Source organism: Lentzea sp. NEAU-D7 (assembly GCF_026242055.1).
Classification (GTDB): domain Bacteria; phylum Actinomycetota; class Actinomycetes; order Mycobacteriales; family Pseudonocardiaceae; genus Lentzea.
Window position 1 is genome coordinate 281514 of record NZ_JAPJDL010000003.1, and the last position, 14387, is coordinate 295900.

At 67.7% G+C, this 14387-nt stretch carries 15 protein-coding genes and 1 tRNA gene; 8 read left to right on the plus strand and 8 right to left on the minus strand.

Annotated features, from left to right (window positions below):
• Window positions 1-30: 30 nt before the first annotated feature.
• Window positions 31-2292, plus strand: a complete 2262-nt coding sequence (locus ORI60_RS08270) for a (Fe-S)-binding protein (RefSeq protein WP_266035986.1) — start codon at window positions 31-33, stop codon at window positions 2290-2292.
• Window positions 2293-2351: 59 nt separating this feature from the next.
• Here the strand turns inward: ORI60_RS08270 and ORI60_RS08275 are convergent, their stop codons facing one another.
• The 5 genes from ORI60_RS08275 to ORI60_RS08295 all read right to left on the minus strand — a co-directional run bounded on the left by ORI60_RS08275 (window position 2352) and on the right by ORI60_RS08295 (window position 6800).
• Entirely contained in the window at window positions 2352-2732 is a 381-nt protein-coding gene (locus tag ORI60_RS08275; RefSeq protein WP_266035988.1) for a phage holin family protein, read from the minus strand.
• A gap of 32 nt (window positions 2733-2764) precedes the next feature.
• On the minus strand, window positions 2765-4033 hold the full coding sequence (locus ORI60_RS08280) for an LPXTG cell wall anchor domain-containing protein (protein WP_266035990.1): 1269 nt from the start codon (window positions 4031-4033) through the stop codon (window positions 2765-2767).
• Window positions 4034-4058: 25 nt separating this feature from the next.
• Window positions 4059-5312: a hypothetical protein gene (locus ORI60_RS08285; RefSeq protein ID WP_266035991.1), complete on the minus strand. Its 1254-nt coding sequence runs from the start codon at window positions 5310-5312 to the stop codon at window positions 4059-4061.
• A gap of 159 nt (window positions 5313-5471) precedes the next feature.
• Window positions 5472-6023: a MarR family winged helix-turn-helix transcriptional regulator gene (locus ORI60_RS08290; RefSeq protein ID WP_266035992.1), complete on the minus strand. Its 552-nt coding sequence runs from the start codon at window positions 6021-6023 to the stop codon at window positions 5472-5474.
• A gap of 18 nt (window positions 6024-6041) precedes the next feature.
• Entirely contained in the window at window positions 6042-6800 is a 759-nt protein-coding gene (locus tag ORI60_RS08295) for an SdrD B-like domain-containing protein (protein ID WP_266035994.1), read from the minus strand.
• 310 nt (window positions 6801-7110) lie between these two features.
• On the opposite strand from ORI60_RS08295, the gene ORI60_RS08300 reads away from it, so the two are divergent.
• A complete protein-coding gene (locus tag ORI60_RS08300) occupies window positions 7111-8091 on the plus strand; it encodes a cation diffusion facilitator family transporter (protein WP_266035995.1) in 981 nt (326 codons plus the stop codon).
• Here ORI60_RS08300 and dcd read toward each other — a convergent pair.
• On the minus strand, window positions 8088-8669 hold the full coding sequence (dcd, locus tag ORI60_RS08305; protein ID WP_266035997.1) for a dCTP deaminase: 582 nt from the start codon (window positions 8667-8669) through the stop codon (window positions 8088-8090). The genes ORI60_RS08300 and dcd overlap by 4 nt on opposite strands.
• Before the next feature lie 84 nt (window positions 8670-8753).
• On the opposite strand from dcd, the gene ORI60_RS08310 reads away from it, so the two are divergent.
• The 4 genes from ORI60_RS08310 (at window position 8754) to ORI60_RS08325 (ending at window position 10907) form a co-directional block, all read left to right on the plus strand.
• Window positions 8754-8824 (plus strand) — tRNA-Gly (locus ORI60_RS08310).
• 392 nt (window positions 8825-9216) lie between these two features.
• Window positions 9217-9960, plus strand: a complete 744-nt coding sequence (locus ORI60_RS08315) for a hypothetical protein (RefSeq protein ID WP_266036000.1) — start codon at window positions 9217-9219, stop codon at window positions 9958-9960.
• On the plus strand, window positions 9960-10376 hold the full coding sequence (locus ORI60_RS08320) for a roadblock/LC7 domain-containing protein (RefSeq protein WP_245983082.1): 417 nt from the start codon (window positions 9960-9962) through the stop codon (window positions 10374-10376). Before ORI60_RS08315 ends, ORI60_RS08320 begins: the two co-directional genes overlap by 1 nt.
• A 159-nt stretch (window positions 10377-10535) precedes the next feature.
• Entirely contained in the window at window positions 10536-10907 is a 372-nt protein-coding gene (locus ORI60_RS08325; protein WP_266036004.1) for a hypothetical protein, read from the plus strand.
• Window positions 10908-10986: 79 nt separating this feature from the next.
• Here the strand turns inward: ORI60_RS08325 and ORI60_RS08330 are convergent, their stop codons facing one another.
• Window positions 10987-11403: a hypothetical protein gene (locus ORI60_RS08330; RefSeq protein ID WP_266036006.1), complete on the minus strand. Its 417-nt coding sequence runs from the start codon at window positions 11401-11403 to the stop codon at window positions 10987-10989.
• Window positions 11404-11520: 117 nt separating this feature from the next.
• Between ORI60_RS08330 and ORI60_RS08335 the strand changes: the two genes are divergently transcribed.
• Window positions 11521-11883 carry a hypothetical protein gene (locus tag ORI60_RS08335; protein ID WP_266036008.1) on the plus strand — a complete coding sequence of 121 codons (363 nt, stop codon included), beginning with the start codon at window positions 11521-11523 and terminating at the stop codon, window positions 11881-11883.
• Here the strand turns inward: ORI60_RS08335 and ORI60_RS08340 are convergent.
• Window positions 11843-13351, minus strand: coding sequence for a sodium:solute symporter family protein (locus tag ORI60_RS08340; protein WP_266036009.1), 1509 nt, complete (start codon window positions 13349-13351; stop codon window positions 11843-11845). The genes ORI60_RS08335 and ORI60_RS08340 overlap by 41 nt on opposite strands.
• 242 nt (window positions 13352-13593) lie before the next feature.
• Between ORI60_RS08340 and ORI60_RS08345 the strand changes: the two genes are divergently transcribed.
• A complete protein-coding gene (locus ORI60_RS08345) occupies window positions 13594-14232 on the plus strand; it encodes a response regulator transcription factor (RefSeq protein WP_266036011.1) in 639 nt (212 codons plus the stop codon).
• Window positions 14233-14387: the final 155 nt, after the last annotated feature.

Consider the following 14387-nt stretch of genomic DNA (forward strand, 5'->3'; position numbering starts at 1 on the left):
CTGATGAGTAACGTGGCCTAGAATCCCGCCATGACCCTCCAGCTGGTTCTCGGACTCGTCGCCGTGGCGGTGAGCGTCGTCGCCTGGGGCGTGTTCGTCGCCGCCGTGCTGAAGCAGATCAAGATCATTCGGCTCGGCCAGCCGGACGGCACCCGCATGGGCCCGTTCGTGCCGCGCATGAAGACGATGATCGTCGAGTTCGTCGCGCACACCAGAATGGCGAAGTTCCGTTCGGTGGCGCCGTGGCACTGGATGGTGATGTGGGGCTTCCTCATCGGCTCCGCGGTGCTGTTCGAGGCGTACGGCGAGGTGTTCGACCCGCGCTTCCACTGGCCGATCATCGGCACGTGGTCGGTGTGGCTGCTGCTGATCGAGCTGCTGGGCCTGGGCACGGTCGTCGGTGGTGTGGCCCTGGCGGTCATCCGCCAGCGCAACCACCCCCGCCGCGCCGACCGGGTCTCCCGTTTCCAGGGCTCCGACTTCAAGTCCGCGTACTTCGTCGAGGCCGTCGTGATCATCGAGGGCGTCGGCATCCTGCTGGTCAAGGCGTTCAAGCAGTCGAGCGGCCTGGAGGTCGCCCCGCTGTGGACGTCGTTCGTGACGCAGCCGCTCGCGCAGATCCTCCCCGCCGCGCCCATCTGGGTCTCGGTGATGGCGCTGGTCAAGCTGCTGAGCGGCATGATCTGGCTGATCGTGGTCGGCCGGAACCTCACGATGGGCGTCGCCTGGCACCGGTTCTCGGCGTTCTTCAACATCTACTTCAAGCGCGAGGACGACGGTGGCGTCGCCCTGGGCGCGCTGAAGCCGATGATGTCCGGCGGCAAGGTCCTGGACCTCGAGGAGGCCGACCCGGACAAGGACGTGTTCGGCGTCGGCAAGGTCGAGGACTTCAGCTGGAAGGGCTGGCTCGACTTCTCCACCTGCACCGAGTGCGGCCGCTGCCAGTCGCAGTGCCCCGCGTGGAACACCGCCAAGCCGCTGTCGCCCAAGCTGCTCATCACGCAGCTGCGCGACCACGCCTACGCCAAGGCTCCGTACCTGCTGGCCGGCGGCTCGCGCGACATGGCCGGCGACGAGGTCGGCCTGACCGAGGACAAGTACGAGGACTACAAGAAGCGCCTCGAGTCCATCGACGTGCTGGCGATGGCCGAGTCGGAGCGCCCGCTGGTCGGCGGCCCGGACGAGCTGGGCGTCATCGACCCCGAGGTGCTGTGGTCCTGCACCACCTGCGGCGCGTGCGTCGAGCAGTGCCCCGTGGACATCGAGCACGTCGACCACATCGTCGACATGCGCCGCTACCAGGTGCTGATCGAGTCGAACTTCCCGAGCGAGCTCGGCGGCATGTTCAAGAACCTGGAGAACAAGGGCAACCCGTGGGGCCAGAACGCCAAGGACCGCCTGGCGTGGACCGAGGGCCTCGAGTTCGAGGTGCCGGTGTTCGAGGGCGAGCTGGGCGACGCGGAGTACCTGTTCTGGGTCGGCTGCGCCGGCGCGTTCGAGGACCGCGCGAAGAAGACCACGCGCGCCGTCGCCGAGCTTCTGCACACGGCGGGCGTCAAGTACACGGTGCTCGGCCCGGAGGAGACCTGCACCGGTGACCCGGCCCGCCGCGCCGGCAACGAGTTCCTGTTCCAGATGCTCGCGCAGCAGAACGTCGAGGTGCTCAACTCGGTGTTCGAGGACCGGCCCGCCGGTCAGCGCAAGATCGTCGTGACGTGTGCGCACTGCTTCAACACGCTGGCGAACGAGTACCCGCAGGTCGGTGGCACGTACGAGGTCGTGCACCACACGCAGCTGCTGAACAAGCTGGTGCGCGAACGCCGCCTGGTGCCGGTCGCGCCGGTCACCGAGGACGTCACGTACCACGACCCGTGCTACCTGGGCCGTCACAACAAGGTCTACGAGGCACCGCGTGAGCTGATCGGGGCGTCGGGCGCGAAGTTGCGCGAGATGCCGCGGCACGAGGAGCGGTCCATGTGCTGCGGCGCCGGTGGCGCTCGCATGTGGATGGAGGAGCGGATCGGCAAGCGGATCAACGTCGACCGCGTGGACGAGGCGTTGTCCACCGCGCCGTCGAAGATCGCGACGGGCTGCCCGTTCTGCCGCGTGATGCTGACCGACGGCGTGACCGCACGCCAGTCCGACGGCCTGGCGGGTGCGCACGTCGAGGTCGTGGACGTGGCTCAGATGCTGCTCGAGTCCGTGAAGCGCGGTACGGAGAAGCCGGACACGCCGACCGACGAGGTCCCGACCGGCACGCCGCTGCCGGACGAGGACAAGGCGAAGGCCTAGTCAGGACAAGCGAAAGGCCCTCGGTCCGTTGTGGACCGAGGGCCTTTTTCGTTCGTGTGTCAGTCGCTGTCGGTGATCTTGTCGTAGACCACGTTCAGCACCCAGCCGGTCAGCGCGACGATGATCGCGCCCCAGAACGCGGGCCAGAAGCCGTCGACGCGGAACGGCAGGTCGAACTGCTCGGCCAGCCACCCGGTGAGCATGAACAGCAGCGCGTTCACCACGAGCCCGATGAGGCCGAGCGTGACCAGGTAGAACAGGCAGCCGAAGAACTTCACCAGCGGCTTCACGACCGCGTTCACCAGGCCGAAGATCACCGCGACGCCGATCAGCGTGAGGATCCTCGACCCGGTGGAACCCTCGCCCAGGTCGATGCCGGGAAGGGCGGTCGACACCCACACCGCCACGGCGGTCAGCAGCACATGCACCAAGATGCCCATGCCGCAGACTAACCGTGGCGGGTCCTAAGTGGTCAGGACCGGCGGCGGCGCGCCACGAAGAACGCGCTGGTGCCCGCCGCGAGCAGCAGGGCGCCGAGAGCCAGGAAGCCCAGCGGCGAGGCGCCGGTGGACGCGAGGCCGGACCTGGTGCCCGCCTGCGCGACGGCCGGAGCCGTCGTGGTGGTGGTCGTCGACGCCGGCGCGGTGGTGGTCGTGGTGGTCGGCGCGGTGCTCTCCCCGGCCTTCCCGACGACCTTGATCAGCGTGCTGACGACGTTGTTCGTCGGATCGACGTCCTGGTAGCCGCCGGGGACGAAGCGCACCATCGCGTGCACCTCCGCGTACTCCACGTCGTCCAACTCGATCTTCAGCGCGATCTCCGCCTGCTCGCCGGGCAGGATCTTGTCGACGGTGGTGAAGACGTCGTCGTCCTCCACGGTCACGTTGGGGCTGTGCGACAGGAGCTTCGCGGCGAACGATCCCAGGACGACGGTCGGTGCGACCGGCACGTTGCCCTTGTTGGACACCGCCAGCCTCAGCTCGATCTGGTCGCCGACGGTGTAGGTCTCCTTGAGCGGCGTGATCGTGGAGGCGAGCGCGAAATCGGCCTTGGCCTCGACGTAGCGCAGGTCGACCTGGAGCCGGCGGCTCGCCGGTTCCCCCACCGCGCGCGTGCCGGTCAGCCAGTCGATGTCGTTGGCGGACTTCGGTTCCGCGAGCGTGAGGCGGCTCTTCCTCAGATCCGGCGCGGTGATCGTCAGGTCGCCCAGGGGGAGGTCGAACAGGTAGGCGCCGTTCGCGTCGGCCTCGGTCTCGGCGGTGAAGCTGAGGTTGGCCCGAGTGACGCCGCTGACCTTCACCTTGCCGGTGTGAGGCTTCTCGTCGGCCTGCTTCACGCCGTCACCGTTGGAGTCGACGAAGGTGAAGCCGCTGAGGAAGGTGCCGGTGAACGCGAAGTCGGCGTGGGCGTCGTCCTCGGAGACGATCAACTCGGTGCGCTCGGCCGTGTAGGCGCCGAGGTCCACGGTGATCGAGTACTTCGGTCCCTTCCGCAGCTCGACGTGGTAGCGACCGCCTCGGTTGGCGTGCGAGTCCCACACGATCTGGCGGGTCTCGAGGTCCTTCACCTGCATGCGGGTGTCCGGGCGCAGGGTCTCGCCCTCGTCGAACTTCCCGTTGGCGTTGCGGTCGAGGAAGTTCGCGCCCTCGATGGTGATGGTCTCGTTCTCGGCCGCCGCGGTGGTGGCCACCGCGGGCAGCGCGAGAGCAGCCGTCATGGTGACGGCGAAGAGCTTTTTCACTTGTCCCCCAGAAGAACTGCTGTGATCAGGAGCGGCGGCGGCGTGCGAGGAAGAACGCGCTCGCACCTGCTGCGAGCAGCACGCTGCCGAGGGCCAGGAAGCCCAGCGGTGACGCACCGGTCGAGGCGAGCCCGGACTTGTTGCCCGCCTGCGCCACGGCCTGCGTGGTGGTCGTCGTGGCCGGAGCGACCGTGGTGGTCGTCGTGGCCGGGGCGGTGGTCTCCGCGCCCTTCTCGACGACCTTCGTGGAGATCAGCAGGACGTTGTCGGTGGTGTCGACGTCCTTCAGCGCGCGCATCGAGTCGAACACGACCAGGTTGAACGCGGTGAAGATCGTGCCGGTGGGCGTGAACGTCAGCTCGATCTCCTCGGTCGCACCGGGAACGATCCGGTGCTCGAGCTCGAACTGGGTGCTGCCCTCCGCCTCGAGGTTGTCGCTGTGCCGCAGCACCTTCGCGTGGAACTGGCCCAGCCCGATGGTCGGCATGACCGGCGCGTTGCCGGTGTTGACGAGCCGCACCTTCGCGGTGATCTCCTCGCCGACCACGTAGGTGTCCTTGGCGGGCACGAGCGAACCCTTGACGGTGATGTTCGCCGCCGCGGTGATGTAGCGCAGGTCGACCTGCTCGGCCGGACCGGTGAGCTTGCGGATGCCGGTGGCCCAGTCGATGTCCGTGGCGGCGTTGGGCTTGCCGAGGACCAGGTTGTCGGCGTTGAGCAGCGGCGCCGTGAGCGTGTGGTCGCCGAGCGGCAGGTCGAACCGGTAAGCGCCGTCCGCGCCGGCGGTCCTGGTCACGTCGACCGGGGAGCCGTCCCTGGCGGTACCGGTGACCCTGATCCCCTCGGTGACGGACTTCTCGTCCGCCTGCTTGGCGCCGTCGCCGTTGGCGTCGACGTACGCGATGCCCTTCGCGACCTGACCGACCAGTGCGAAGTCGCCGCCGGTCACCGTCTCCGAGGTCGTGTAGGAGCTCTTGGCGGTGGTGTAGTTGACGACGTCGAGCGTCTCCACTTTGTACGTGGACTTGAGCAGCTTCTGGACCCGGTACATGCCGCTGGGACCGACCGGGAGGTCCGTCGTGCGCCCGTCCTCGTCGGTGATCCGGACGCCCGGCCCGCCGACCCGGACGCCGTCGCCCTCGTCGAAGGTGCCGTTGCCGTTGTGGTCGACGAAGACGCGGCCGGTGATGCTGATGGTCTCGTCCTGCGCGAGGGCGGGAGCGCCCGTCGCGGTCAGCACGAGGGCAGCCGTCGTCGCGACGGCGAAGGTGTTCCTCACTGACTCCCCCAGTGTCCGAATTGCTCCACTTAGGACATCGGTACACCGGGGGTCAGTGTTGCGTGTTCCAGGTCACTCCGACAACGGGTAGCCACCCATCTCGCACCCCTCCCTCTCATGCCAGTTAGCACGATATCGGATAGTACGAGTTCGCAGCAATTACTCCTTGCTGTCGAGTGCGAGCCTGGTGCGACGGTGAGCCGGCCCGAGTTCGCCCGACAACACCTCCATCACCTGCCGCAACAGGTCGCGCAGGTGCTCCAGGTCGGCACCGGGCAGCGCGGTGAAGAGGTCGCGCTCCCGTTCCGCCTGACCCGCGACGATCTGCAGGAAGATCTCGCGACCGGCGTCGGTCAGCGTCGCGGGCAACGAGCGGCGGTCGCTCGGATCGAGCGCGCGGACCACGAGACCCGCCTTCTCCAGCCGGTCGAGGCGGCTCGTGATCGTGGTCGCCGGGCTCAACGTGCCGTTCGCGAGCTGCTTGGGCGTGAGCCGGTGCGGCGGCCCGATCCAGAAGAGCCGGGCGAGGATCTCGTAGTCCGCGCGGTTCAGCCCGTGCGGCGCCGCGATCTCCGTGGCGAGGAAGTCGAGGTACTTGCTGATCTGGTGCACCCGGTCGACCACGCCTTCGACCACCGGATCGATCGCCGGAACCATGGCCCTCCACGACTCGACCTCGGCATCGGTGTCGTCCGCACCACGGTTGCCCATCCCACGATGTTAGTTCCGTCAGCCGACGACGGTGACGTGCCCGTGGGCGACGTTGTTCGCCGGGTCGGAGTCGCCCTCGACGTCGGCGGGAACACCGAACTCCACGCTCGTCCCGCCCGGAGCGGTCGCGACGAACGTGGCCAGTGCGAAGGTCGCACCCGAACTCGGTGCGACCGCGCCGAGCAACGTGGAGGCCTCGGTGGCCCAGACGTGGTGGACGGCGCCGGAGATGCTCTCCAGCTTCAACCCGGCACCCCAGCGCGCGTCGAGCTGGATCTGGTCCGCGACGTTGCCGACGTTGGCGTAGAACACCTTGAACGTGACGCGCTCGCCGACCGCGATCGACTGCCGGTCCGCCTCCACCACGCCCACGCTCTTGTTGTGGTCGGCCCTGCGGTAACCGGCGTCCACGCGCTGCCGCGACCCGTGCCGCACGGTGACGGAGTGCCTGCCGCCGCTGAGCCAGTCGACGTCGGAGTCGATGCCGGGCTTGGTGAGACCGTGCCCCACCGGCCGGAAGAACTCGATGTCGTACGTGCCGTCGGCGAGGCCGGTGAACCGGTACCGGCCGTGCTCGTCGGTGGTGGCGTTGGCGGGCTTGCCCGGCAGACCGACCCCGGCGCCCGCCAGCGGCGGCTCGCCGGCCTGACGAACGCCGTCCTCGTTGACGTCGAGCCAGATCTCGCCGTTGACGGTGTTGGGCCGCTCGGCGAGCGCCGGCGAACCGGCGAGCAGAACGGACGCGACCGCGACGAGACCAACGGTGAACTTGCGCATTTCTCCCCCAGAGAATCCATGTCCGCAAGCCCTCCCCAGGGCTTGCGGACATGGGTCGCACGAGCCAGCCGGCCGGTTGCCACAGTGATCGGATCGTGATTCCCCGACAAGAGGCGGACATGCAGAACGGCCCGCGTCTCTCCCGGACGCGGGCCGTTCCGTCTTACCCCCTGGTGATCAGCGTCCCCCCCGGTTGCGGATCCCGCCTGTAAGACACCTCAGCCGCGGCCGATGTTGCCCCCGGCGCCGAATGTCACTCGAATGCAGTAGTGGACGGGTGCTTCGCGGCCCGCCGCCTAGGCTGATCGACATGAGCGAGAAGCCGCAGGGCTCGGGCGAAAGCACGCTGACCGTCGTCCTCGCACTGCTGGTCAACCTGGCCATCGCGGTCATGAAGGCCGTCGCGGGTGTTTTGACCGGATCGGCCGCGATCCTCTCCGAAGCCGCGCACTCGGTGGCCGACACGTTCACCGAGGCACTCCTGCTGACCGCCCTGCGCCGCTCGGACCGGCCGGCCGACCGCCGCCACCCGTTCGGCTACGGCAAGGAGCGCTACTTCTGGTCGTTGCTGGCCGCGGTCTCGATCTTCGCCTCGGGCGCGATGTTCGCGTTCTACGAGGGCTTCCGCACGGTCTTCGGCGAGCCGGAGGAGCAGACCCGGCCGCTGGTCGGCTACGTCGTGCTGGGCCTGGCGTTCGTCCTGGAGTCCATCTCGTGGACGCAGGCGTTCCGGCAGGTCCGCTCCGAGTCCGCCGCGCACGGCCGCGGCTTCTGGGACTTCCTGCGCGTCTCGGACGACCCGACCGTGAAGACGGTGTTCCTGGAGGACTCGGCCGCCCTGATCGGCCTGGTGCTGGCGTTCGCGGGCCTCGGCCTGCACCAGCTGACCGGCTCGTCGCTGTGGGACGGCCTCGCGTCGCTGGCGATCGGCGTGCTGCTCGCGCTGGTCGCCTACGTGCTGGCGCGCACCAACCGCGGCCTGCTGATCGGGCAGCAGGCGGACCCGGTGATGGTGAAGTCGATCTGGCGCCGGCTCACAGAGGTGACCGAGGTCGACGCCGTCGTGGACGTCCTGACGATGTCGATCGGCACCGACCGCGTGCTGCTGTGCGCACGACTCGACTTCGACGACGCGTTGACGGCACATCAGCTGGAAGACGCGTGCGTGCGCATCTCCGCGGAGTTGCGCACGCAGTTCCCGGACCTGGACGAGATCTTCCTCGAACCCGTCCCGCGCACCGACCCCGAACTGCGCCGGCGGGTGCTGGAGCGGTACGGCGACCTGAGCTAGCGGCGGGTGTCGGTCTGGTGGAAGTTCAGGTAGGCGCGGCTCGGAGTCGGACCGCGCTGGCCCTGGTACCGGCTGCCGGCCTGCTTCGAGCCGTACGGGTGCTCCGCCGGGCTCGACAGCTTGAACAGGCACAGCTGCCCGATCTTCATGCCGGGGTGCAGCGTGATGGGCAGGTTCGCGACGTTCGACAGCTCCAGCGTGATGTGGCCGGAGAAGCCGGGGTCGATGAAGCCCGCGGTGGAGTGGGTGAGCAGACCGAGCCTGCCGAGGCTGGACTTGCCCTCGAGCCGCCCGGCCAGGTCGTCCGGCAGCGTCACCATCTCGTACGTCGACCCGAGCACGAACTCACCGGGGTGCAGCACGAACCGCTCACCCTCCGGCGTCTCGACCAGGCTCGTCAGCTCGTCCTGCTGCTGCGAGGGGTCGATGTGGGTGTACTTGGTGTTGTTGAAGACCCGGAAGAACCGGTCCAGCCGCACGTCGAAGCTCGACGGCTGGAGCATCTCGACGTCGAAGGGGTCGAGGACGAGACGGCCTGACTCGACCTCTTTGCGCAGATCCTGGTCACTCAGCAGCACCGGGACAGGCTAACCGAAGACGGGCGCACCGCAGGTTCCCGCTCTGTGTATGATCGGCGGCGAGCTTGCTCACGCGGTCTCATCGCGGGTGTAGTTCATTGGTAGAACGACAGCTTCCCAAGCTGTAGAGGCGGGTTCGATTCCCGTCACCCGCTCGAAACCGGCGCCGGTGTGTGCCTGCGGAAAACGCAGGCCGCACCGGCTTCGGTGTTTTCTGGGGGCCGAGCCCCCAGACCCCAGCCGGGCGGGCTCCGCCCCCGGACCCCCGGACCCCGTGACGTCGCAGCGGGGCACCCCTCTTACCGCTTGATTCATTTATCGTGAATAAAACGTTCCCGTCTCAATTGGAATGTTTCACTCGATCAGGTGACGCATGGCATGGATTCGCGCTATCGGAAGGTAAGAAGTAGCCCTGGCTGTCGCTCTTTCGATTCGAGTACCGCACTCGATCGGATGATCACTTGGCCAGGCAGTCCCTCTCCGTAAGTTCGATTTAACCCGGAGTCACCCCCTGAGACGCGACAATCGAGCCGCATTCGACGTCCTCGTGCAGGCTTTGGCGCGGTGTCACGCGGATCGAGTCACCGGAACATTGCGCATTGCGGGCAACGCAGGCGGGCAGTTCCATTTCCGCGACGGCGCGGTGATCTCGGTGGACAGTCCCGGCTCGCCCGGAGCGGAGATGCTGCTGCTCAGTTCGGGCCGGATCGAGGAAGGGGACTGGACCGCGGCTCTGGTGGAAAGTGTCGAGACGCGGTCCCTGCAGGCGGCGCTCGTCGCCCGCGGGATCGCCGCCACCGAGATCCAGAGCCTTGTGATGGTCGCTGTGCAGGACGGGGCGTTCGCCACGGCCGCGGGCGAGATCGAGCGATACGTCTTCGACGAGTGCATCGATCCGCCGCTGCTACCTGCGGAGCAAGGCGTCGCGCCGGACGTGCTTCTGGCCGGGACCGCCCGCCGGTTGGACGCGATCGCCGCGTTCTCCCTGTCGCCGTACCGGGACCGGGTGATGCCCGGCCGCGTGACGGAGCCGGCCGGTCTGTCGGCGGAACGACGGGAGATCGTCGCGCTCGCCGACGGACGGCGCACCGCGCGGGACCTGGCGTTCGCGCTCGGCCGGAGTCTTCATCCGGTCACCGTCGAGATCGGCCGGATGCTCGAGGACGGACTGCTGGAAATCGCCCCGCCCGCGACGTCGTTCCGGTGTTCGCACTGGGGGCTGGCCGCGTTGCGCCCGCGGACGCGCGCCGAACCGGATGTCGAAATCTCCCTGAGGTCTTCGGAGGTGTGATGTTTGTCCTGAGCGGTTCGACATTTCCGATCCTGAAAGGGAGTGAATTGGACTACGACGCTCTGAGCGCCGAGCTGCGAAAGCTTCGAGAAAACGTCGCCGGAGTGACCGACACCGTCATCGCCGCGTCCGACGGCATCCCCATCGTCGCGGACGTGGCGAAGAACATCGACCCCGCCCACATCTCGGCCCTGGCCGCCGCCGACCTCGGCATCGCACGTCAGGCGGCTGAGGTGATCGGTCTGGGCACCCTCAGCCAGACCGTGGTGTTCGGCAGCGAGGGCTACATGGCCGTGTACGCCATCGGCAGGCTGTCCCTGATGGTCGTGCTCGGGGACAAGGGTTTGAACCTCGGCCGTCTTCTGCACGAGACCCGGCCCGTCATCGAGCGAGTCGGCGTGATCCTTTCCTCGTAGAAGCACCAGTGCGAAAAATGGTCGCCGCTCATGCCCACGCTCGGTTCACGGTTCTCGTCAATGATGTCTTCGTTCTGGAGACATGTCCGCACACGACCGAGTGACGGCAAATCGGATGCGCCGCCTCGATCACCAGTAGACATAGGGAAGTGGAGTTTGATGAACATCGATACCGCGCTGAAAGAAGCCATGTCGATCTCCGGCGCTGTCGGTGTCGCACTGGTCGACTACGACAGCGGGATGTCGCTCGGCACCAGCGGCGGAGGTGACTGGCTGAACCTGGAGATCGCGGCGGCCGGGAACACCGAGGTCATTCGCTCGAAACTCCGGGTGATGCAGTCGCTCGGGCTCAGCGACAGCATCGAGGACATCCTGATCACGCTGCACCGGCAGTACCACCTGATCCGGTTGATGGGCGGCGTGAAGAACAGGGGGTCGCTGTTCCTGTACCTGGTGCTGGAAAGGGACAACGCGAACCTCGCGCTGGCCCGGCACCAGCTCAAGCGCATCGAGTCCGACCTGATCGTCTAGACCGGATCAGCGCGCAGAAATGCCGAAAGCCCTCCACGCGTGAGGGCTTTCGGCATTTCTGGAACAAACCCGAAAAGCTTCAGTCGACCGGCAGGCCCCACGGCCGGCGGTCGAGCTCCACCCAGCCGCCACCGCGTGCGAGCGCAGCGCGCACACCGGCCACGTGCTCGGCGAACGACGCCAGGTCCCCGTGCAGCAGCTCGGCTCGTTCGACGTCCAACGGGTGTGTGTCGTCGTGCCACAGGTCGACCGGGAACGAGGCGACGAACGACATCGACTGCAGGAGTTGCAGCAGAGCCACGGAAGGCCGCGAGGTCTCCGCGAGGTAGGAGAGGCGGATCTCCTCGCACACGGCGAGCAGCGATCGCACCTGACGGATGGCGTCGGCCGGCGTGCCGTCCCACGACGGGTCCGGCCACACGCGGTCGCTCAGCTCCAGCCAGAGCCGCCAGCCCGTGGCGAGTTCCGCGTCGTCTGCGGGAGACCACTTACCCATGCATCCACTGTGCATGCGAGAGCAGGAAGAGTCTCGTGACGATGACGCACGCCACGGCAACCGATGCGCCACACACGCGTCCTGAAGCGCATGACGCGTTCCTGGCAAGGGCAAAGCGTGAAGAGCCTCGCACGAGGGCTCGCTCTGGGCGTGGTCCTCACGATGCTCGCCCTCCCCGCGCTCAAGTACGAGATCGCCGATCACGCCAACCTGCTGACGCGCGTGCTGGCCTACGGTTTCCTGCTCGTGCCCGTCGCGGTCTTCACGGTGCTGAGGAGCGAGTTCCCGGTCACGCACACGACCGGGCTGGTCGCGGGTGCGACGGTCGTGCTGGCGAGCACGGCGCAGACCTACACCGGAACGCCGATGCCCTACGTGTGGCTCGCGGCGGCGACCCTGTTCGGGTGCGCCGCCGCGAGGATCATGCGGAACGAACGGCTTACGCCTTCACCCGCTCCGGCTCGGGCTCGTCGGAGTTGAGCGAGTCGAGCAGGACGTCGCGCTCGGTGGAGGGCTCCTTCTTCAGGAAGCCGATCGACAGGTAGAGCACCAGCGAGAGCAGCAGGGGCCACGACACGAGCACGCCCTTGGTGACCCAGGCGGCCTTGTTCATCTGCTCGACGTACAGGAACGCCCACATGCCCAGGCCGCCGACGACCGAGGCGATCGCCGCCGTCGAACCGATCTTGCGGAACCACGGCAGCAGGCCGAGCATCAGCGGGATCGCGATCGGCCCCATCGTGGCGGCGACCAGGTCGACCACCACCTTGAGCACGAAGCCCTGGCCTCCGGAGGCGATGGCGATGATCATGCTCACGCCGATGAAGGTGAAGGTCGTGATGCGAGCCAGCTTCAGCTGGTTGTCCGCGGAGAACGTCTTCACCTTCTTCCACAGGTGGGGCAGCATGTCGCGGTTGATGACCGCGGCGATGACGTTCGCGTCCGACGACACCATGGCCATGGTGTGCGAGAAGAAGCCCGCCAGGACCAGGCCGATCATGCCCGCGGGCAGCATCTCCTTGCCCATCTCGATGTACGCGTTCTCCGCCTGGGCGCCTTCGAGGCCCGGCACGATCAGCGGGGCGGCCCACATCGGGAAGAACAGCACGAGCGGCCACACGAGCCACAGCGCGGACGAGAGCAGCGCGGACCGCTTGGCCGCGAAGCCGGACGGCGCGGCCATGTAGCGCTGCGCCAGGTTCCACATGCCGCCGTTGTACTCGAGCGTCTTGATGAGGAAGAGCGCCATCAGGAACGTCGACGTGTACGGGCCCGCCAGCGGGTCGCTGTGGCTGTCCGGGAGCTTGTCCCAGATCGTCACGGGGAAGTCCCAGCCGAGGGCGCCGGCGACGGCGAACAGCATCGCGAAGCCCGCGGCCGCCTGGATGATGAACTGGCCGAAGTCGGTGAGCGCGTCGGCCCAGAGGCCGCCGAGCACGGAGTAGATCATCGTGACCAGGCCGATGATGACGATGCCCCAGGTGATCGGGACACCCGCGAAGCCGCGGAGCAGGATCGAGACGGCCGCCCACTTGGCGGCGATGTCGACGACCTTGAGCAACGCACCCGCGTAGGCCATGACCTGCTGGGTGGGCACGTTGTAGCGCTTCGCCAGGTACTCGAGCGGCGACTTGACGTCGTGCTTCGCGCGGAGCCGGTTCCACCGGGGCGCGAAGAGGAACGCACCGATGCCGACGCCGATGCCGATGGTCAGCGACCACCACACGTAGACGGTGAGTCCGAGCCGGTACGCCTCAGAGGCGAACGCGACGAACATGACCGCGCTGTAGCCCGACATGTGGTGCGAGATGCCGGACAACCACCACGGCATCTTGCCGCCTGCCGTGAAGAAGTCGGCGATGTTGTGGACTCGCCCGCGCGACCAGAGCCCGATCCCGACCATCACGAAGAAATAGCCGACAACCACGATCCAATCGAGGGTGCCCATGTGACCTCCTTGCGTGCACACACGTGTGCCCGCGAGAGCACCAGGCCTCATGGCGGCGGAACCTGGCACATCCGCACGGGATATGTGACGTAGGTCTTACGAGACTGTTGCGGTGGGATGGAAGACCTTCGGCCGTCTTGAATCACATTCGTGACCCTTGTTCATCCACGTGAACTGCCTATTCCGCGTCACACGTCCGAGGGAACGACGTCTCTCCTCCAGAAGCACGAACGGAGGTGCTGATGCTCCCGCCCGGCCGGCCTGCCCCCGGCGTCGCGCTGATCGATCCCGTGCCGCTCTACCGAGAAGGCCTGTCCGCCCTGATCAGACGGACCCCCGGCCTGCGCTGGCTCGGTTCGACGGGCGATCCGCACGCCGCCGTTCGCCTGCACGAACGACTGCGGCCCGACGTGCTCCTCATCGACTCCGTGCTCGACCCGGTGGGCCACGTGGCCCGGCTGCTGGCCGAGCGCGACCCGGCCCTGCTGGTCATCGGACTGGTCCGCGACGCGCACTCGCACGCGAACTACGTGACGTCCGCGCTGGAGGCAGGGGTCCGCGGGGTCGTGCCGCGCAGCGCCGAGTCCGGCCAGATCGCGCGGGTGATCGCGGAGACGGTCCGCTCGCGCGGGTACGTGCACCCCGACCTGCGACCGAAGGAGCGGCCGACGCTGAGCAGGCGCGAGTACGAGGTGCTCACGCTGATCGCGGACGGCCTCGAGAACCAGCAGGTCGCGAACGAGCTGATCGTGTCCGTGGAGACCGTGCGCACCCACGTCAAAGGCATCCTGCGCAAACTCAGCGCACGCGACCGGACGCACGCGGTGTCGCTCGCCTACCGGTCGGGCCTGCTGATCGGCTGTCCGGCCGCGTTCGAGTAGCCCGAACACCCGCCTTCACCGAGCTTCGCGAGCAGACGAACCCGGCGCCGCCGAAAATTGGCCCCTCCAGCGGCCGGCACGCGTCTGACCGGCCCTCATGCCCGATTCAGGTGACGCGGAGGACTGTCTGGTTCGCCACCAGTGGGTGGTCGGCC